Source organism: Paenibacillus sp. FSL K6-2441 (genome assembly GCF_037964765.1).
Lineage (GTDB): Bacteria > Bacillota > Bacilli > Paenibacillales > Paenibacillaceae > Fontibacillus > Fontibacillus phoenicis.
In genome coordinates this window covers 4,095,779-4,116,570 of the sequence record NZ_CP150174.1, presented here as the reverse complement: position 1 = coordinate 4,116,570, position 20,792 = coordinate 4,095,779, and the positions used below count along the sequence as shown (strand labels likewise).

The following is a 20,792-nucleotide window of genomic DNA, read 5'->3' as shown; positions in this document are numbered from 1 at the left end:
ACGGAAGACTCGGCTGAATTCAAGATTCGACGTCGATTATGCTCCTTAGAAAGTGCATCGTGATAAGAAGCCAATTTTAAAACCACCTGGTTAGCATGGAAGATTTAAAATTGGGTTATTAGCACCGAGAAGGTTGGATGAAGCTAGAGGCTGAGTAGCGGAGCGTAGGCAAATCCTACGTGAGCAACGGAAGACTCGGCTGAATTCAAGATTCGACGTCGATTATGCTCCTTAGAAAGTGCTTCGTGATAAGAAGCCAATTTTAAATCCACCTTAAATTGTAAATATTTCTCATGGGTGGAACATATACTATGTGACGTTCAAATTCGGACGTGCCGGGCACGCCGCCCGGACATGTTCATTTTTCGGAGGCGGTGATCAAGGATGTTTAAAGGTCGTACGGTAGCCCTGCTCGTTGTCGCAGCCATGCTGGTCAGCAGCTTGTTGACGTTAACGCTGACGGGGGAATGGAGCTTTGCTGGAACGGGACCGCTGCGCAGCGGAAGTTTTGCCGACACGGCCAGCACCGGCTCGAAGCAAGACATCAAAAAAATCGAGACGGCGTTGCAGCTTGTCCAAAAAAACTACGTCGAGGACGTGGATACGAACAAGTTAATTGATGGTGCGATTGACGGGATGATGAATGCGCTGGAGGATCCATTCTCCTCATACATGGCCCCGGATACGGCGCAGCAATTCTCGGAGCAGATTGAGGGGTCTTTTACCGGAATTGGGGCAGAGGTGTCCATGGAGAACGGCAATGTCGTCGTTGTTTCCCCGATCAAGGGCTCTCCTGCAGAAAAAGCTGGCATTCAACCGAAGGATATCCTGTTGTCGGTGAACGGGGAGTCGTTTGAGGGCTTAAGCTTGAATGAGGCGGTGGCCAAAATTCGCGGCCCGAAAGGCACAACGGCTAAGGTGAAGGTTAAACGGGCGGGAGTTGCGGATACGCTGGAATTCGAGATCGTCCGTGATGACATTGCGCTGGAAACGGTCTATGCCGAGATGAAGGATGGCAAAATCGGGGTCATTACGGTGACCGAGTTTTCGTTGAATACGGCGGATCATTTCAAGAAAGAGCTGGAAAACCTTGAGAAACAGGGCATGAAGGGCTTGATCATCGATGTGCGTAACAACCCGGGCGGGGTGCTGGACGTCGTTGAGGCGATGTCGGAGCAGTTTGTGCCGAAGGGGAAAGCCATCGTCCAAATCGAGGATAAATATAAGCGTCGGCAGCAGTCGGTTTCCAAGGGAAGCGGCAAATCCTACCCGATCGCTGTGTTGACCAACAAGGGCAGTGCAAGCGCCTCGGAGATTTTGGCCGGAGCCCTGCAGGAATCCGCAGGAGCGAAGCTGGTCGGTGAAACGACTTACGGCAAAGGAACGGTGCAATCCAGCTATAGTCAGGAAATGGGCGACGGCAGCATGCTGAAGATCACCATCGCCAAGTGGCTGACGCCAAACGGCGAATGGATTCATAAGAAGGGGATCAAGCCGGATGTTGAGGTGTCCCAGCCGGACTATTTTACGGTAGCTCCGATCAATAAGGAAAAAACGTACAAATACGATATGCTCGGTGAGGATATCAAAAGCGCCCAAACGATGCTGGACGGACTCGGATACAATCCGGGCCGGAAGGACGGTTATTTCGATAAAAACACCGAGAAGGCGCTGAAAAAGTTCCAAACAGACCAGAAGCTTACGGCAAACGGTGTGCTGGACGCGAAAACCGCCGAGGCTTTGGAAGCCAGCATCATCCAACAAATCCGCGATCCGAAAAACGACATGCAGTTAAATCGTGCGCTGGAGATCATGCGGAAGGAAATTGCGAAGTGAATGTCGAATCCCTTAGAGGGCTGATGTGCGGCCCTCTTTTTTGCTGAATTTCGTTGGAGTACATAGGTAAACCGATCATTACTCCTAGGGCAAGATGACAAGCTTGAACTTATACACCAAAAAAGGAGCGTGAATACCTCTTGGATCTCATTCTGGAAGGATTGTGGAGTCTGGCGGAAGCAGGGGCGCAGCTATTGCTGCAGCCGTTCTACTATATCTCGATCATCGTCATCCTGCTGCTCTATCGCAGACAGGTTGTGCTGGAACGCCGTCTGTTTCATGTTCGCCTGCACAGATGGGGCTTGCAGACTTGGCGAACCGCCCTTGGCGGGCTGCTGGCGGGGCTGGCGGTTTCCGTCGTCTTCGTCTTCCTCGGAATGAATCTGACGATGGAGGGAATTCTCTGCCTTTGGGTGGTTACGCTGGTGCTGATGCTGTTCCGCATCCGCTATTTGTGTCTCGCTTACGCCGTGGGCTTGCTGGGGGTACTCCAGTTTGTATTCAATCTGATCCCGGATACGGCAGGGGTTGCGGTTCTGAGCGACGTCGTTCGCGTCATTCGGGAGCTGGATATTCCGGCATTGCTTTGTCTGGTCGGCCTGCTGCATTTGGCCGAGGGACTGTTGGTCCGGTGGCAGGGCGCTTCGTTTGCGGGGCCGTTGTTTTTTGAAGGCAAACGGGGCAAGCTGATCGGCGGGTATCAAATGCAAAGCTTGTGGCCGGTGCCGCTGTTCCTGCTCGTCCCGGCGCAGACGTTGGGCGGGGTCCTGCCGTGGACGCCATTGTTTGGCGGGGAAGCATGGCAAGACGGCTTTAGCCTGATGGGGCTGCCGATCGTGCTCGGATTTTCGGAGATGACGTTGGGGATGCTGCCTAAGGATAAGGCGCGCGTTTCGTCTGGTCGACTGCTGGGGTATGGTGCAGTCATCACCGTGCTGGCGCTGCTTGCGGCGTGGTGGAGCCCGCTGATGCTGGTGGCCGCAATCGCGGCGTTTGGGCTGCACGAAGCGTTGATTTGGCTGAGCCGCTATGAGGAGCAGCAGCGCAGCCCGATGTTTGTCCATCCGCAAGGGGGACTCAAGGTGCTCGCGGTGCTGCCGGGCAGTCCGGCGGAAGAGCTGGGCATCCGGGCCGGCGAGTCGATCGTGAAGGTCAACGGCATGCCGGTGACAACGAAGGAAGATCTGCATGCGGCGCTGCGGATCAACCCGGCTTTTTGCAAGCTGGAGGTGCAGAATCTCGCGGGCGAGAGCAAATTCCTCCAGCGCGCCATCTACGCCGGCGATCACCACCAGCTCGGCGCGATTCTCGCGCCGGACGAGCTGGCGCCGGCGGCAGTAAGGCTGCAGCCGCTCTCGCTGCTGCAGCTGCTGCGCCCGCGCGCGAGCGCCCGTGCGACGCGCGGCGCTCGGGGCGCCACGCCCGAGCCGCAGCGCGATGCGCGGGCGGGCGGCGGCGCGCCGGCGGCGGCCGATGGGCCGGCCGCCAAGGCGTAAGGGTGCGCCCGCGCCGCGGGGGCTGTGCACCCCGCGGCGCCGTGGCGCCATGCCCGTGCGCAGCGCGGATGCACGCGTCTGCGGCGGCCAATGGCTGCACCGCGGTGGCGGGCTGCCGCGCGGTGCGACGACAAACCCGCCTGGGAGAGGCAAGGCCTCCCAGGCGTTTTTTGCGTTCGCTAACGGACCCCAGGTGACGCTATTTGCATGAGATAAGCAGCCATGAGAATGTAACGGACCCAGATGCTCTTATTTGATTGAAATTAGGGATGAACTGTCCTACTTTACCTGAAATAAGGCCACCTCAGTCCGTTAGAACGGGAAATGATGCGGGAAATCGAAAATAAGGTCATTTGGGTCCGTTGCTATGAACGTTTTTGTCAAGCCCTCGGTTTTAAATCTGCCTGAGCACGTGGCGCGAGAGCAAAAATGCGAGCGACGGTCGGCACGCTGCTATCCGTGGGTTGGTTACTTTCGTCAAGGAGAGCTTTTGCAAGCTAGAAACGCACGGTCAGTTTCTTTCAAAACCTAGTGCAAACGGACCACGCAAATTCTCTCCCAAACCTTCGTTTGCTCCCGGGCCTCGTGCTCCGGCGTGAGCTTGTCAAGTGTCTCAAGGGTAATGGCTGTAAGCAATCCAATCCCCCGTAGGGACTGAAGAGCTTGGATCAGAGAAGCCTTAGAACCGGTCGCAGCTTGCTGGACCAGTGCTTTTTCTAGGCGCCCCTTGCGCTGCTCGATTTCATCTAAGGCATGAAGCATTTCACTGAATGCCACGTGCACGGACTCATATGGGAACGTAAGCTGCCCTAACCAGACGCGATACTTCTTGGTCCAGCGACGCTTTATGGTGGCTGGCGGTTCAATCTGGTGACGAAGCAGGAACTTCAAGATCCGCTGACGAGCCCGATGGGCATCTTCCTTGGCCGTTTCCCGGGTGCGAACCAATTCTCGCAGAGCCTTATCTTCCCGTTCGGGTACGTAAACGGGAGTGAGCTCTCCTGCACGAAACAAACGTGCGAGTTGCTCGGCATCCCGTCGATCTGTTTTCACTTGGTCGCCGGGGCGTTTGGGAATAAGTGAAGGCGCAATGACAACGCACTCGGCTCCCATGGAAGTAATCCACCGGTAAGTTTCATAGCCTGTGGGACCGGCCTCATAACAAAACGAGAGGTTTTCGGCCGGACCCAGTTCCTTGATAAGTTTGCGTAATGCCGCCGCCGTATGAGGGATAGTCCCATAATAGCGGGGTGACTCCCCACCCACATCTGCAATCGCAACCGAAATTTTTTCTTTGGATACATCTAAACCGACGAATTTTGTGGTAGACTACATAGTATCAGCTCTCCTTTGCTATGTAGCTCTGAAATGGTTTGGTTTACACTTTCCATTTTAACCTACGAGATGTAGCAATTTGGAGGGCTGTCTTTTGTTTACGTTCATCTTAGCTAGAAATCCGGAGCAGAGGGCCACGTCTCACATCACATATGGGTAGACCCACCATACGGCAAATCCACTGCTGGAAGTTGCCCGACCCCCGCTTCTCAACGCACAAGACAATATGTCCGATATCGGTGCTTCCCGCTTGCAACAGATAATTGCTGTTTTTGAGCTAACCCGTGCAATATGCGTCTGGCGTGTCGATCCGTAATCCGCAAATGCTCCGAAAGTTCCAATGGACTGAAGGGCCGTAGCAGACGTCTCGCAAAACGTACTGTTTCCGCCTCAAGCCAATCTAAATCTGGTTGTACTGCAAGGGTCATGAATTTGCCGACAAAAGACAGGACCAGCTGTTGGCATTGCTTCGGCTCCTCTACAATAGACAAGTAAGCGATAGGGAGTAACGTCCAACCATCCAAAGCCAATAAACTGTGACGCCAACATAAATCTTTAAAACGTCGGACATCTAGATCTCTTGCATGGGGGCCGTATCCTTGAATCTCAATCGCCCCCTTAGCCGAGCCTGCCCCTGGGAGATAAGCGAGGTCCAAGTATCGGTAACCGTTATTAAAGTCGCGTACCTCCCATTCTGGATATAAGTGATCAAATTGTCCAACGGCAGGGAACCATACGAACCTCAAAAACTCCATGGTGCCGTGCCCCAACCCCTTTTTGAGGAGCTCCAATCGTCTAGGATTCTTCTCCTCCTCCATTTGTTGTGCCATCCACGCATCAAATGCTTGTTCAAATTTCATCCCATCTCCACCTTTCTCCAATTGTGAAAACAAAAACGCCGTCCCGATACCTTTTCACCACTAAGGGGCGAGGTATCAAGACGGCGTGTGCTTCACGTCCGATTTGAGCTTAGTTTATCTCGTTTGACGTATGCATGCAATGGTTGAGTGCTTCATAAAAAGCTCAGGTGTTATGTTGTCTGTAACGGTAACGGACCGTAGAGCCCTTATTTCGTTCACAGTTCCCCCTCGTGAAATCTAACGGACTCCAGTGACGTTATTTGGCGTGATATCAGACATAAATAACGAAAAAACAAGTAATAAGGTCATTCCGGTCCGTTAGCCGGGGAAATCGTCCGGGAAATAGCAAATAACGTCATTCCGGTCCGTTAGAGCGCGGGATAAGGGAAAAGAGCACCAGCATCATTGCGGACGCTCAAACAAACGTAGTCCCATTCCACATCCCCCCTACTGCTGCAACTGCCGCAACACCGTGATTTCCACCCGGCGGTTCTTCTGGCGGCCTTCGGGGGTGTCGTTGTCGGCGGCGGGGCGGGTGTCGGCGTAGCCGGCGTATTGGAATTGCTGCGGATCCAGCTTCTCCTTGTCGACGAAAAACCGCAACACCGAAAGTGCCCTTGCCCCCGACAGCTCCCAGTTGTCTTTGAACTCCGACGCGTACACAATCGGCAGGTTATCGGTATGGCCCTCGATACTGATCACGGTGTCGAGCTGCCGGAACAAGCTGGCTAGCTTGGCGAGCGTTTTGGCGGAGCCGCTTTTGAGGTCGGCCTTGCCGGTGTCGAACAGAAACCGGTCGCTTAACGTGATCGAAATGCCCTGAGGCAAGTCAGCCACGTGGATTTGATCCTCCAGCGAATTGTCCTTGATGTAACTCTCAATGAGCTTCATCAAGTTGGCGAGCTCTTCCTCCTGCTTGCGAAAAGCAAGCTCCCGTTCGGTCAACGGAGCCTGTCCGCTGCTGTCCGCTTGTCCTGTCGTGCCTTGTCCTTCGCCTTGCTTGCTGCCGCTATCTGCCGAGGCCGGCGGATTTTTGTGACTGTACCGGGCTGCGGTGCCTGTAATCCCGCTGCCTAACTCCAGAATGGAATCGCCGCCTTTAAACGTTTGCTGGAGGGAGGAGGTCACAACTTCATATTTTTCCACGTCTAACCGGCTCATGGCATACATCATCACGAAAAAAATCAACAACAGCGTAATCAAATCCGCATAGGTGATCATCCAGCGGTCCTTCGCATCGTTTCGTTCCGAGCGGCGTGCACGCCTGCGGGATTCACGCGTCGAAACGTCCGGCTCGTTTATTTTCCCCGATTTGCTGGACGGTCTCATAGTTCATTCTCCTCGGAGGCTTGAATGCGAGCGCCGCTTCCGAAGCTGGCGGGTTTTTCCGCCGGACCGTCATCCGGCAGAAGACGCGCGGTTTCCGCGGTAAAAGACTCCAGCTTCCGCCGCACAAGCAGAGGATGGTCGCCGTTTTGGATCGACAAAATCCCCTCCAGCATCATCTCCATCCGGTCGATTTCGTCTTCGCCGCGCGCTTTGATTTTGGAGGCGATCGGAAGAAAAATCAGGTTGGCGCTGGCCACCCCGTACAACGTCGCCGTAAAAGCAAGCGCAATCGAAGGCCCCAATGCCGTTGGTTCGGACAAGCTGCCAAGGACGTGGATGAGCCCCATCACCGTACCGATGATCCCCATCGTTGGGGCGTATCCGCCGGCTGATTCGAAGATTTTGGCGTAGCCGTCATATTTTTTCGATACCGCATCGATTTCCAGCTCCATGATTTGCCGCACCATCGCCCGATCCGTTCCGTCCACCACCAGTTGAATACCCTCGCGCAAAAAAGGATCCCGATGCTCCGCCGCCTTCTTCTCCAAAGCCAAGACGCCTTCGCGCCGGGAAGTGGAAGACATCTCCACGATATCCTCGATCACGCCGTCCTGCGCCGGGGATTTGGTCATAAACGCGAGTGCCAGCGCCTTCGGAACCGTTCGCAGCTTGGCGACCGGGAAGCTGATCAACACGGCTGCAAAGGTGCCGCCGAACACAATTAAAGCGGCTGTAACCTGCAACAGACCGCCTAATTGACCGCCTTCGAGCGTAAATCCGCCAACAAGGGCGGCGAGACCAACAATGATGCCTATCAACGTTGCAATATCCATGAAATATGAACAACTCCTATCTTCGACTTACCGTTTGCATCTATAGGATGAAAAAGGTATAATACATGGGAACACCTATTCCTATTTTGATAAATTTAGGAAAGGCTCAGGCGTTAAGCTTGGTTTATTCATCGGAAGGATGACGATCCTAGTTTATATGTAGAAACAAACTTCTTGAGTAACCAACTCATGTCATAGATAAAAATAATGTCAAATGATGCCTCTAGTATTCCATTTTAGACGATAGGGTGATGTTGGACAATGAGTGAAATCGTGGTTAGCGACAATAAATTCGAGCTGATCTCCGAATATACGCTGCAAGGCGACCAGCCGGAGGCGGTGCGTCAATTGGTGGAAGGCGTGCTGGCCGGGAAAAAGCACCAAACTCTGCTCGGGGCCACGGGGACGGGTAAAACGTTTACGATCGCGAATACGATAGCGAAGCTCGGACGGCCCACCCTCGTCATTGCGCACAACAAGACGTTGGCAGCGCAGCTGGCCAGCGAATTTCGTGAATTTTTCCCCAAAAACTCTGTTGATTACTTCGTCAGTTACTACGACTACTACCAGCCGGAAGCCTACATTCCTTCCTCCGACACCTACATCGAGAAAGATTCCAGCATTAATGAAGAAATCGATAAACTGCGGCACTCGGCGACTAGCGCGCTGTTCGAGCGGCGGGATGTCATCATTGTGGCGAGTGTGTCGTGCATTTACGGTCTCGGTTCGCCGATGGAGTACCGGAATTTGGTGCTGTCTCTGCGGGTAGGGATGGAGAAACCGCGCAATCAGATTTTAAGCCGGCTGGTGGATATCCAATACCAACGGAACGATATCAATTTTGTACGCGGTACGTTTCGGGTGCGCGGCGATGTGCTCGAGATCTTCCCGGCTTCGCATGGGGAGAAGGCGATTCGCGTGGAGTTTTTTGGCGATGAGATCGAGCGGATTACAGAGATTGACGTGCTGACCGGCGAGTTGGTTGGCGAACGGGAGCATGTGGCGATTTTCCCGGCGTCTCACTTTGTGACCCAGGAAGAAACGATGAAGATCGCCCTCCAGAACATTGAACGCGAGCTGGAAGAGCGGCTGGCGGAATTCCGCGCGCAAGGCAAGCTGCTGGAGGCGCAGCGCCTGGAGCAGCGGACACGGTACGACATCGAAATGATGAGGGAGGTCGGCTTCTGCTCCGGCATCGAGAACTACTCCGGACCGTTAACCTTCCGTGAGCGGGGGGCGACGCCGTATACGTTGCTGGATTATTTTCCGGACGATATGCTGATCGTCATCGACGAGTCTCACGTCACACTGCCGCAGATCCGGGCGATGTACAATGGAGACCAGGCGCGTAAGAATGTGCTGGTAGAACACGGCTTCCGCCTGCCGTCGGCGCTGGATAACCGTCCGCTGCGGTTCGAGGAGTTCGAGGAGAAGGCGACGCAGCTGATTTACGTCTCGGCGACGCCGGGGCCTTACGAATTGGAGCACTGCGACACGATGGTCGAACAGATTATCCGTCCGACAGGTCTGCTGGATCCGGTCATCGAGGTGCGGCCAACGAAGGGGCAGATCGACGATCTGATCGGAGAAATCCGCGATCGCATTGCCAAAGACGAACGCGTACTGGTGACGACGTTAACCAAGAAGATGGCCGAGGACTTGACCGATTACCTCAAGGAAGTCGGAATCAAGGTAAGGTATCTTCACTCCGATATCAAAACGCTGGAGCGGATGAGTATTTTGCGCGACCTGCGATTGGGGACGTTCCATGTCCTGATCGGGATCAACCTGCTGCGGGAAGGGCTGGATTTGCCGGAAGTTTCGCTGGTGGCGATTTTGGATGCCGACAAAGAAGGGTTCCTCCGCTCGGAGCGATCGCTGATTCAGACGATTGGGCGGGCTGCGCGGAACGCGGACGGCCGCGTGCTGATGTACGCCGATACGATCACCGAGTCGATGGATAAAGCCATCAAGGAAACCGAGCGGCGGCGCAAAATCCAGATCGCGTACAACGAGAAGCACGGCATCACGCCGCAGACGATCCGCAAGAAGGTCCGCGACGTGATCGAGGCGACCAAGGTCGCGGAGAGCAAAGCGGACTACCTGGCCGATGCCAAGGGCAAGATGTCCAAGCGCGATCGCGAAGCGATGATCGCTCGTCTCGAGGCCGAGATGAAAGAAGCGGCCAAGAACCTGCAATTCGAACGCGCTGCCGAGCTGCGCGACGCGATCCTGGAGCTGCGGGCAGAGGCATAAGCGTAGGCGAGCTGCTGCCCCGTTTAGCAAATATGAGCCAGCCATAGGGTAGCCAAACAAGAGCGCTGACCTATGGCACTTGGCTTGGGGCGGCTGATACGGGGCTCTTAGGTTGTAAGTTGCTGTAACGGAACGGAGAGACCTTATTTGCTCTAGAGAGCAAGGTTTCTCGTTCTAACGGAACGAGGAGACGCTATTTGGCTTGATAATGCACTAAACGTCGTTATAGCTGGTGAATAAGGTCTCTGGGTTCCGTTAGGACGGGAAATATCCAGGAAATCAACGAATAACGTCGCTACGTTCCGTTAGAATCCGGGCGCCCTGGAGTGGAGCGTCGGCAAACCAACCCTATGTGAATAGCATCGTGATGGGAAGCCGGTTTTAGAGAAGTGAAAGTTAAATCAAGTTTAAAAATCGGGTTTTCAGCACCGAGAAGGTTGGATGAAGGAGGGAGTGAGTAGCGGAGCGTAGTTAGGGCTACGTGAGCAACGGAGCGACTGACTGAATTCAAGATTCGACGTCGAAGATACTCCTGTGAGTGAATAGCATCGTGATGAGAAGCCGATTTTTAAACATCATATAAAAAAGGGAGATGAAGTTGTTGGGTCGCGAGAATATAGTCATCAAAGGCGCCAGAGCGCACAATCTGAAAAACATAGATGTCACGATACCGCGCGACAAGTTTGTCGTGCTTACGGGGTTGAGCGGCTCCGGCAAATCATCGCTTGCCTTCGATACGATTTATGCCGAAGGGCAACGCCGTTACGTGGAGTCGTTGTCTGCGTATGCCCGGCAGTTTTTGGGGCAAATGGATAAGCCGGATGTGGATTCGATCGAAGGATTGTCCCCAGCCATCTCCATCGACCAGAAGACGACAAGCCGCAACCCGCGTTCAACGGTAGGGACCGTTACGGAAATCTATGACTATCTTCGTCTGTTGTACGCCCGGATCGGTCATCCGCACTGCCCGGAGCATGGCATTGAAATTACGTCGCAGACCGTTGAGCAGATGGTTGACCGCATCATGCAATATCCGGAGCGAACGAGATTGCAGATCTTAGCTCCTGTCATTTCCGGCAAAAAGGGCGAGCACAAAAGCCTGCTCAGCGAAATCGCCAAGCAAGGCTTCGTCCGGGTTCGGGTGGATGGAGAGCAACGCGATTTGTCGGAAAATATTGAACTGGAGAAGAACAAGAAGCACACCATCGAGGTCATCGTCGACCGGATCGTGGTGAAGGAAGATGCGCGCAGCCGGCTGGCTGATTCTATCGAAACGGCGCTCAAAATGTCCGGCGGGCAAATTCTCGTTGATATTATTGGCCAAGAGGAGCTTCGCTTTAGCTCGAACTATGCTTGCCCGATCTGTGGGTTCAGTATCGAAGAGCTGTCGCCGCGGATGTTCTCGTTTAACAGTCCGTACGGGGCTTGCCCAGAGTGCGACGGACTTGGTGTGAAAATGATCATCGATAAGGACCTGCTCATCTCGGATCCTTCCAAATCGATTGAGGAGGGTGCATTTGAGGCTTGGGCCGGCGGCACCTCCAACTACTATCCGCAGTTTTTGAGATCGGTTTGTGAGCACTTTAATATCCCGCAAAATGTACCGGTTTCCGAGCTGACAGCGGACCAGATGGACAAGTTGCTGTATGGCACAGGTGATGTTAAGGTTCGGTTCCGCTATGAGAATGATTTTGGCATGAGTCGAGAAGCCTATGTGACGTTTGAAGGGATTATCCCTAACCTGGAGCGGCGCTACCGGGAAACGGCTTCGGAGGGCATTCGTGAGTTCATCGAAGAGTTTATGGGCTCCAAGCCCTGTGGTACCTGTCATGGCCACCGTTTGAAGAAAGAGGTTCTGGCCGTAACGGTGAACGGTCAGAACATCGCCCATGTGACGTCTTTGTCGATCGGCCAAGCAAGGGAGTTCTTTGGGAATCTGGAGCTGACGGATAAGGAAAAATCCATTGCCCACCTGATCCTGAAAGAGATCAATAACCGGCTTGGGTTCTTAGTGAACGTCGGCTTGGACTATTTGACGCTTAGTCGTGCAGCTGGAACCTTGTCCGGCGGCGAAGCGCAGCGCATCCGGCTGGCAACGCAAATCGGCTCGAGCCTGATGGGCGTCCTATACATCCTGGACGAGCCTAGTATCGGGCTGCATCAACGGGATAACGATAAGCTGATCTCGGCGTTAACCCACATGCGCGATCTCGGCAATACATTGATCGTCGTTGAGCATGACGAGGATACGATGCTAGCCGCGGACCATATCATCGATATCGGGCCTGGGGCAGGGATTCACGGGGGTCAAGTGATCTCGCAAGGGACACCTCAGGAAATCATGAACGATCCGCGTTCCCTAACGGGTCAATATTTGAGCGGCAAGAAGTTTATCCCGGTACCTTTGTCTCGGCGGAAGCCGGATGGCCGTTGGTTGGAGATCAAAGGGGCGAAGGAAAACAACCTGAAGAACATCAACGTGAAATTCCCAATCGGTGTGTTTACGGCGGTGACCGGGGTATCCGGCTCCGGTAAGTCGACCCTGGTCAACGAGATTTTGTATAAAACGTTGGCTCGCGACTTGAACCGGGCGAGAGTGCGTCCAGGCCAATACAAGGAAATCAAAGGCCTCGAGCACGTGGAGAAAGTCGTTGATATCGACCAGTCCCCAATCGGGCGTACGCCGCGATCCAATCCGGCAACGTACACCGGAGTGTTTGACGATATTCGCGACCTATTCTCGCAGACGAACGAGGCGAAGGTACGCGGCTATAAGAAAGGCCGCTTCAGCTTCAACATCAAGGGCGGTCGCTGCGAAGCCTGCAAAGGCGACGGGATCATCAAAATTGAAATGCACTTCCTGCCGGACGTATACGTTCCTTGCGAAGTCTGCAAAGGCAAACGGTACAACCGGGAGACGCTGGAAGTCAAATATAAAAACAAGAGCATTGCCGATGTGCTGGAGATGACGATCGAGAATGCTACGGAGTTCTTCCAGAACATCCCGAAAATTCACCGCAAGCTGCAAACGCTGATGGACGTTGGTTTAGGTTATGTGACCTTAGGGCAGCCGGCAACGACGTTGTCTGGCGGGGAAGCCCAACGTGTGAAGCTGGCTTCGGAATTGTATCGCCGCAGCACCGGCAAAACGATTTATATTCTCGATGAGCCTACAACCGGCTTGCATGTCGACGATATCGACCGATTGCTCAAGGTGCTTCATCGCCTGGTTGATTCCGGCGAGACGGTGCTTGTGATTGAGCACAATCTGGACGTGATCAAGACGGCCGACTACTTGATCGATCTAGGGCCGGAAGGCGGCAGCGGGGGAGGAACGGTGATCGCTACCGGCACGCCGGAGGACATCGTGAAGGTAGACAAATCCTATACCGGACGATATCTGGCGCCGATTCTCAAGCGGGATACGAAACGCACCGCGGAACTCAACCAAGTCGAAGAGAAAGATCGGGAAGTCGTTTAGAAGAAAAAGGAGCAGTCTCTGTTTAGAGGTTGCTCCTTTTTTGGCTTGATCGATAAACGAGGACAATATAGCTGTCCGATCCCCTCTTGGCCCCCTCTTTTTGAGGATTATCCCGTTGCATCAGATCGTGGAAATGAGATACAGAAAGTAAGGCATGCCCTTTTCACACGGCACTCCCAGTCTCGCTTGATCCACACTCTGAACGAAAGGGATAATCGTGCAAAAAGGGCCAAAAGAAAGAACTAGACCGGCCCCCATAGGGTACCAGTCTAGTTCAATAGATGTCGAGTGAAGATGCTCAAGCATCTCTACTTAAGAGGCGATTCCCGCAGCTAAAATTTGGTTCAGCTGTTCTTGGAATGCCGGAACTCCGACGCGCCGAACGAAATCATGGAAGGATTCGGAGGCATTGCGATTCGTTTTATAGAATAATAGCAACTGCTCGAGAACATATGCCACTTGGTCGCCTTTGACGCGGCCTTTAAGCGCTTGGTTAAACTGGGCATGCGGCCCGTTTGCTCCACCGCCTAATGTACCGCCTACGGCAATATCAAATGCATCCACCATACCTTCCGGCGTCTTGATCAGAGAGCCCTGCAAGCCGATATCGGCAATATGCTTGTGGCCGCAGGCATTCGGGCAACCGATAAAGTGGATGCGAACCTTCTCGTCCAGTTCGACATGCTGGTCCAGGTATTCTGCAACTTCAGCGGCACGGCGTTTCGTTTCAACGATGGCCAAGTTGCAAAATTCATTGCCTGTGCAGGAAACGGTCCGGCTCATAAAATGCTTCGGAAACGGAGTTAACCGCTGAAGAACTGGCGCTTTGAGCGCTTCTTCCACCTTGTCGTCCGGAATACCGCTGATCAAAATATTTTGCGACATTGTGGTGCGGATTTTGCCTTCGCCGTATTGGTCAGCTACATCGGCCAGTTGCTCCAGTTCATCGGCGTTTAACCGGCCAACCGGTACATTAAGGCCTATATAATTGAGGCCTTCCTGTTTCTGCGGGTGCACCCCGTCGAAATAGGCAGCTTGCCAGCCGACGGTTTTATCTTCCCCGCGCGACTCCAGCTCACCAACCAGCTCGATCAGCTTCTCTTTAAATTTCTCCGGTCCCCAGTCGGCGACGAGGAATTTCAGGCGAGCGTGGTGGCGTTTCTCCCGGTAGCCGTAATCGCGGAAAATCGTGGTGACTCCAATCGCAACCTTCAGCACTTCCTCCGGTCTGACGAAAATATCCAGCGGTTTCGCTAAATGCGGCTTCGCGGATAAACCGCCGCCTACCATGACATGGAACCCGATGGTCTCTTTTCCGTCGATCACCTTGACCGCTGGTGTAAAGGCTAAATCGTTGATTTCCGCTTGCGCATTATTGTAGATGTTTGCGGAGATCGACATTTTATATTTTCTCGGCAGGTTGGAGAAGTCACGGTTTAGCAGGAAGAATCGGTTCACTTCCTCCACGATCTCCGTCGTATCGATTAATTCATCCTTGTCGATCCCGGCGAGCGGATTCCCTACGATGGTACGCGGGCAGTCACCGCAGGCTTCAAACGAATACATACCAACCTTATCTAGACGCTCGAAAATATCCGGCAAGTTCTCCACCCGCAGCCAGTGGAATTGAATGGCTTGACGTGTCGTCACGTCCACCAGGTTGCGGCCGTACAAGCGAGAAATTTCCGCCAGCGCACGTGCTTGCTTCGTGGTCATAATACCGGTATTGATGCGCACGCGCATCATGAAGTGACCATCCTTTGGTTTTTGCTGATATACGCCGGCCCATTTGAAACGATCCATATCGTCAGCTGGAATCGAGTCGTAGCCTTTCACCGCGTACTCCTCAATAATCGTGCGGATGACGTCCAGCCCGTCTTTTTCCAATTTGACGAACTCGAATTTGTTTAATTTCTCCGGCTCTTTGGTCCATATCGGTTCATAAGCCATGCGATAACCTCCCTATGTTACGTTTGGGTAAAGAATCCTCAATGGATCCCGTTCATTAATTCCGACAATAAAACTATGAATAAGGTTATTTTTCATGGTACCATAGAAGCCTGAGAGCGTAAATAAAGTAAGGGGGCTTTCGGGCATAAAACTTCCTTATGAACAACTAAAGATCTGGTGATAATGTATTTGTCAATGATATCCTGCATAAAATAAAGCTTGAATCCGGCAACAAACACGTAAATTCAGCGAAAACTTTGACAAAATCTTGTCTTTCCTCTTGCATCCGAACCAGAGGGAAGATAACATAGAAGAAGAGTTGTGATTTCGTGGATTTCAAGAGGAGGTTTCGCGATGTTGCTCCAGGCAGCGGAAGAAACAGCAAAAACAACGAATTTTAACGGGTTCGATATTTTTATGATTTTGTTTACGATTGTGATTTTTATTGGCGTGATCCGCCTGTTGAGAGAGCGTCCGAAGAAGAACCTGTTTGCGATCGCTTTCGGGATTATCAGCTTGCTGGTCTTTTTGGCATCGGATGCGATCATGATTAAGACCTGGTTTAGCTAAGCCAAGGCGAGCGATACATATTTCATTATGTGAAATAAGCCAAGGCACTTTATTCTTGATAAAGGAGTAAGGTGTCTTTTCATTTTACAGGATCTGGATTATAATAAGGCCAGGTGAAGCACACCTTGACATCTTTTGGATGGCGAGGTGTGTTTTTTTATTTGCAACAAATGGATGATTTTATCAGAAGAGCAAGAACAAAGGAGGTATACAGCGAATGGTAGCGAATAAGTGAAGATACATATTTTTCCTTTGCATGAAAATCTAAAAAATTAGGCGTGGGAGTGATGAAAGTGAAAAAGATGCTGATGGTGTGGCTGGTTGGATTGTTGGTGATCAGCTTGATACCGGGTGAGCCTCACCTTCATGCTGCTGGCGGGTTCCCAGACGTTAAGCAGGGGCACTGGGCTGAAGCGGCGATTGATTCAGCCGTGGCCAAGGGATATTTCAAAGGCTATGCAGATGGAAACTTCAAGCCGAATGGAACAGTAACTCGAGCTGAATTTGCGGCCTTATTGGCGCGGGTAGCTAAAGCTGAGGAGTCAGAGGTGACGGGGCATTCGTTTTCGGATTTATCGGGACACTGGAGTGAAGCGGAGGTCGAACGTGCGGTATCCCTTGGTTTTATTCAGCCGAGCGACTATCCGAACGGGTTTCAGCCGAATACGCCGATCACCCGCTTTGAAATGGCCAAGTGGATGACGTCGGGACTGGCAGCCAACAATGATGACTTTAAGCAAGCGTTGGAGGACACCAAGACAACGGTAATCCCGGTGAGAGAATATTTTAAACCGGGGATTCCACAGTCGAAATCTTCGTACGTTGCCGTCGCGTTAGGGACAAAGCTGATGAGCGGGTATCTGGACGGCTCCTTTGGGTTGGATAAGAAAGCGACTCGCGCGGAGACAGCCATCATTCTGCAAAATTACGAGCAGGTAAGTAATAGAGAAGCGGGGAGTTTTTTAGGATTAAATGAACTCCGAGAAGTCGGAACTCAACGTACAAATATGGAAACGATCAGTCCATTTACGACTGGAAATAATCCTTTGACAAATGTAGTAGATAAGACGCTGACGTTCCGAAACCATGCTGGCAGTTTAAAACTCCGCAACTATATCATTACGGATAGTCAGGACTTTAAGGACATTAAAAGTATTTACGCGCCATTATTTATTGATCAAACCGATTTTGACGCTCGCTTGGATCAACCGGGTAGATACAGAGCATACATTCAAATTACTATTTATCCGAAAACAAAGGATTTTGACTTGGATCATTACATGAACGGTTCAATTTATGGCCTTGTCAATGGCAGTAGAATTGCAAATACCAAGCTAACGGAAAAGTATGGGTATCTTACATTACCTAATATGTACACTAAAGAATTTTTTAAAGAGCACAATTCCAGTGACGGTATCACTCTATGGGTAAAAACAATTCTAGATGTAAAGAAGAATCCTAATGATCAACTTACAACAGATGATGGCTCGTTTTCATCATTAAGAGTTAAATAAGGGGGAAAAGAATGAAAAAATGGAGTGTCGGATGTTTATTACTCACTCTATTTATCGTTCCCTGGAATGTTGCCGATGCTGCTTTTGAAAATGGTTACCCTGCCGAAGGAATTGAGATTTCCCCAGCTGGGCCAGCTCAAATGCAAACAGTTAGAGTAGAGGTGAAGGGAGAGGCTTCTGCCAGACCAAAGGTAGTTTGGGTACAAAGCGATACAGATATTTGGACTGCTACCTTTGATGACGGAACTCGTGTAGACACGGGTACACATGATCGAGGCTCCAGTGCTGAGCCCTTAAAAAAACGAATCGATTTCACTCTTGACTTGACTTCATATACTCCAGAAACTATGCAGGATGTTCTTGGTAATAAGTTCTTAAAATCATATATTAGAGATTTGTCCATCGAAGATATGGAGTGGAGAGATGAGGATAGTTATGAGCCGGTTGGAGCTAAACCAGTATTTAATCAAGGGAGCATTAATGCAACAATTAAAGTTTCGACTGGATATCCTTTAATCGTTAGCAACAAGTACAAGTACGCGACCCGGTATGATGGCGAAGATAAATTTATGGCGGAATATTATATCCCTATGTTTGTTAAATTCAAGGGCTATGTAGTTGAGAAAAAGAGAATGCGCGTGTTGGATAATGCTACGTTGGCGGTAGGCCAAACCAAGGAATTGAAGGCTCAAGTCAACACGTTGGAGTACAACATGTCCGACTGGAGCGATAAATGGTTTGATGTTACATCAGCTAGTGAGACGTCTTGGTCCTCCAGTAACGCTAGCGTGGCAACAGTTGATGGGGACGGAAAAGTGACCGCGAAATCACAAGGAACCGCCATGATCACAGCCCAATGGAAAAAAGGACCTTACTGGTTATACGGATCAGCCACAATAACCGTAGGAACCGGTGGGGGAGGCACGCCGAATCCTACAGACCCTCCCCCTGGCGGCCAATGCACGCAGCCAGCCCCGAGCGGCAATGTCATTGATGTTCCCTTAAATGATCCTGCAGTAAGCGCAGTTATTAAAGCAGATAGTCGGGGGGCTGAGCGATTTAATGTGTTGGATGGGATTCCGACTTCCGAAAGCCTTTATGGGAATGTCTTTGCCAAAAGCTACTTATCGAAAAATAAATTCGTTGAGATGGCCGGGAAATGTACCTTTGAGATTACGGTTAATCGTGAGTATACGTTAACGTGGGATCCAGGCAAAGAGGTGGAAGGGCCGGATGGCACAACCTATAAGGAGCCGGATCCGCAAACGGACACGGAAACCGTGACGAAATCGTACACGATTGAACGTCCATACTCTTTTTGGGTGATCGATAACCTGGAAGTGTATCAAATTAACGAGGCCGCATTGATAAATTACGCTTTTGAAGGCAATGGCATTCGGATACGGCCTTCAGGGTACACGCCACCGACATATTCAACGGACCTTTCACATGGGTTTACGCCACCGGATCCGGAAAATCCGGTAGAAGCACCGCCGGGCAGTATGTCAGGAGGGGAGGAGAGACCTGATCCAAGCGGGGAGGATTTGAGTTCTTTTGCTGAGAGTGCCGTAGAAGATGTGAAAGTGAAGAATGACACCCTGATATTCAACGGAAACACCATTATGAATGGTGCTGAAACGAGCCGATCGGGAGCACGGCCGGGTCAGATCCCAGCAGCACCGCAAATCAACGAAAATGTGCTGTACAGTCCAGGTCATGTGATTCCGACCAGCAAGACGAATAAGGCGAACCAACCTGGCACCGGCACGATTTATTACGGGCTGATGAGCGGCAACATCAATGGCGGTTCTGACAAAAGCTTCCCTATTAACGGGATTAACAGTGTGACCGTACATACGCCTGTAGTGATGTACCCCGGTGTCTCCGACGACCAGGCGCATAATCAGAAAACGACGCCAGCGGCGGGACGTTCGGCGGTGATCTTGGACCGGCCGTTTACCGTCACGATGCCAAACAGCGGCCAGCATGCCAATTACCTGGGGTATGGCAACCGGGACTATTTGAAGTATATCGGCAGCAAGCAGGTTCGCTTCCCGTTTGATGTCTATGAGGGGGCGAAAGCGAGATTTTATCCGAAAAATACCTGGATTGAAGTCGACAAGGCTCGGGAGCAATTTGACTTCTACCTGCCCGTTTGGGTGGATGAAGGGTTCTATACCGTGGAATTCCGCACCATCGCGCATAATGCGCCGGCCGGAGCGACGGAGCAGACGAACGCCAACTTGAACCTCACCCATCATATCGCTTATGGCACGGTGCCGGTTGACGTGATTGGGCGGGTGTTCGATCTTAACGTGACGGATATCGCCGATTACAACTGGGAAAGTGTGTTTCGGACGGCTCCGGGAAGTCCGGTGCCCACAGGGGCCGTTTACTGGGTTGGGCTCAACGGAATTGATGGGGCGCCAAGAGGTAATACGCCGCAGTATACGCTGCCGATCCGCCCCGGAAGCCATCCGCTGTACAAAAACGCGGTCATCAAAACGGGATACCACTTCAAGTTTGATCTGAAAACGAAAGGGAATATGTTCGGGCCTTTAGATCAAATCGTGATTACCCCCTCGTTTGATTTCATCGACGCCGTAAGCGGGAAGCGTCAGCCCGTCGATCTGTATTACCATACCGGGAACAGGAGTTACGTTCGGATTGGGTCAGCCCTGGATCAGGTGCAGCGCTACGTGATTCTGAATGATCGTCTGCGGAATGTGCCGATGGAAGAGTTGACGGATACAGCGCTTTACAAATACGATCACGACTACACGTTTGACCAGATAGCCGGGATTGGTCGCAGCCAGTTCGTGCAGCGGTTTATCCAGAAGCAGTCGATGCAAAAAACACCCGTCGGCAGCTTTAGCCTGCTGCGGTTACCGGAGGGCGTCCGCACGCTGATCGGTCCGAAGACGGGAATTCCTGCGGGCGTTGATCCAGCTCGGGTTAATGCCGCAGTGCAACGATGGTATGGCGAATATAGCCTACCAGCTGAGCTTTACGCCGTCCCGGCGGGGACGAACGTAGCGGAGTATGGACGGACGCATGGCGGGTTGACGGATCGGTCGGAGATCTTTTTGAAAAAAGGGTATATCGTGGTGAACTTCAACATCGAGACGGTGCGAAACGGGGAGACGGAGAAGCCATATCTTCAATATATCCGCGCGCCGCTGATGAACCAGTGGACTGGCATGGAAGGATTTGCACGGAGCGTTGTAGACCCTTACGGTCGGCGCTTCACGCTGAAGGATGGGGATGTGGCGTTTTACCATGCGGATCTGTCGAGTCGGGATGATTTCAGGCCGCTCGTGACGCATTAATTG

General features: G+C 52.1%; 11 protein-coding genes and 1 pseudogene. 7 read left to right on the top strand and 5 right to left on the bottom strand.

From position 1 onward, the window contains the following. Nucleotides 1-384: 384 nt before the first annotated feature. The gene (locus tag NSQ80_RS19035; RefSeq protein ID WP_009225390.1) at nucleotides 385-1,836 is read left to right on the top strand and encodes a S41 family peptidase; all 1,452 of its coding nucleotides are present in this window, start codon (nucleotides 385-387) and stop codon (nucleotides 1,834-1,836) included. 140 nt (nucleotides 1,837-1,976) lie between these two features. After that, nucleotides 1,977-3,332, top strand: a complete 1,356-nt coding sequence (locus NSQ80_RS19030) for a PDZ domain-containing protein (RefSeq protein WP_339300386.1) — start codon at nucleotides 1,977-1,979, stop codon at nucleotides 3,330-3,332. A 528-nt stretch (nucleotides 3,333-3,860) separates the two neighbouring features. Here the strand turns inward: NSQ80_RS19030 and NSQ80_RS19025 are convergent. The 4 genes and pseudogenes from NSQ80_RS19025 to NSQ80_RS19010 all read right to left on the bottom strand — a co-directional run. Beyond that, nucleotides 3,861-4,637: pseudogene (locus NSQ80_RS19025) on the bottom strand (IS110 family transposase); the annotation flags it as partial. Nucleotides 4,638-4,876: 239 nt separating this feature from the next. Further along, nucleotides 4,877-5,527 (bottom strand): hypothetical protein, encoded by a 651-nt coding sequence (locus NSQ80_RS19020; protein ID WP_036645353.1) that lies wholly within the window; start codon nucleotides 5,525-5,527, stop codon nucleotides 4,877-4,879. Between the two features lie 447 nt (nucleotides 5,528-5,974). Continuing rightward, nucleotides 5,975-6,856: a flagellar motor protein MotB gene (locus NSQ80_RS19015; RefSeq protein ID WP_339300384.1), complete on the bottom strand. Its 882-nt coding sequence runs from the start codon at nucleotides 6,854-6,856 to the stop codon at nucleotides 5,975-5,977. Further along, a complete protein-coding gene (locus NSQ80_RS19010; protein ID WP_323077909.1) occupies nucleotides 6,853-7,689 on the bottom strand; it encodes a flagellar motor protein in 837 nt (278 codons plus the stop codon). The genes NSQ80_RS19015 and NSQ80_RS19010 overlap by 4 nt, the downstream gene beginning before the upstream one ends. A 261-nt stretch (nucleotides 7,690-7,950) precedes the next feature. On the opposite strand from NSQ80_RS19010, the gene uvrB reads away from it, so the two are divergent. Together uvrB and uvrA are read left to right on the top strand one after the other, a co-directional pair. Further along, nucleotides 7,951-9,945: an excinuclease ABC subunit UvrB gene (uvrB, locus tag NSQ80_RS19005; protein ID WP_009225396.1), complete on the top strand. Its 1,995-nt coding sequence runs from the start codon at nucleotides 7,951-7,953 to the stop codon at nucleotides 9,943-9,945. A 601-nt stretch (nucleotides 9,946-10,546) separates the two neighbouring features. Continuing rightward, the gene (uvrA, locus tag NSQ80_RS19000) at nucleotides 10,547-13,426 is read left to right on the top strand and encodes an excinuclease ABC subunit UvrA (RefSeq protein ID WP_339300381.1); all 2,880 of its coding nucleotides are present in this window, start codon (nucleotides 10,547-10,549) and stop codon (nucleotides 13,424-13,426) included. Between the two features lie 312 nt (nucleotides 13,427-13,738). Here uvrA and NSQ80_RS18995 read toward each other — a convergent pair whose 3' ends face one another. Further along, nucleotides 13,739-15,376 (bottom strand): nitrite/sulfite reductase, encoded by a 1,638-nt coding sequence (locus tag NSQ80_RS18995; protein WP_339300379.1) that lies wholly within the window; start codon nucleotides 15,374-15,376, stop codon nucleotides 13,739-13,741. Nucleotides 15,377-15,730: 354 nt separating this feature from the next. Between NSQ80_RS18995 and NSQ80_RS18990 the strand changes: the two genes are divergently transcribed. The 3 genes from NSQ80_RS18990 (at nucleotide 15,731) to NSQ80_RS18980 (ending at nucleotide 20,789) form a co-directional block, all read left to right on the top strand. Then, nucleotides 15,731-15,946 (top strand): DUF2759 family protein, encoded by a 216-nt coding sequence (locus tag NSQ80_RS18990; protein WP_016314089.1) that lies wholly within the window; start codon nucleotides 15,731-15,733, stop codon nucleotides 15,944-15,946. Nucleotides 15,947-16,248: 302 nt separating this feature from the next. Further along, nucleotides 16,249-17,460, top strand: a complete 1,212-nt coding sequence (locus NSQ80_RS18985; protein WP_339302190.1) for an S-layer homology domain-containing protein — start codon at nucleotides 16,249-16,251, stop codon at nucleotides 17,458-17,460. Nucleotides 17,461-18,092: 632 nt separating this feature from the next. Beyond that, nucleotides 18,093-20,789: a DUF5704 domain-containing protein gene (locus tag NSQ80_RS18980; protein WP_339300373.1), complete on the top strand. Its 2,697-nt coding sequence runs from the start codon at nucleotides 18,093-18,095 to the stop codon at nucleotides 20,787-20,789. Nucleotides 20,790-20,792: the final 3 nt, after the last annotated feature.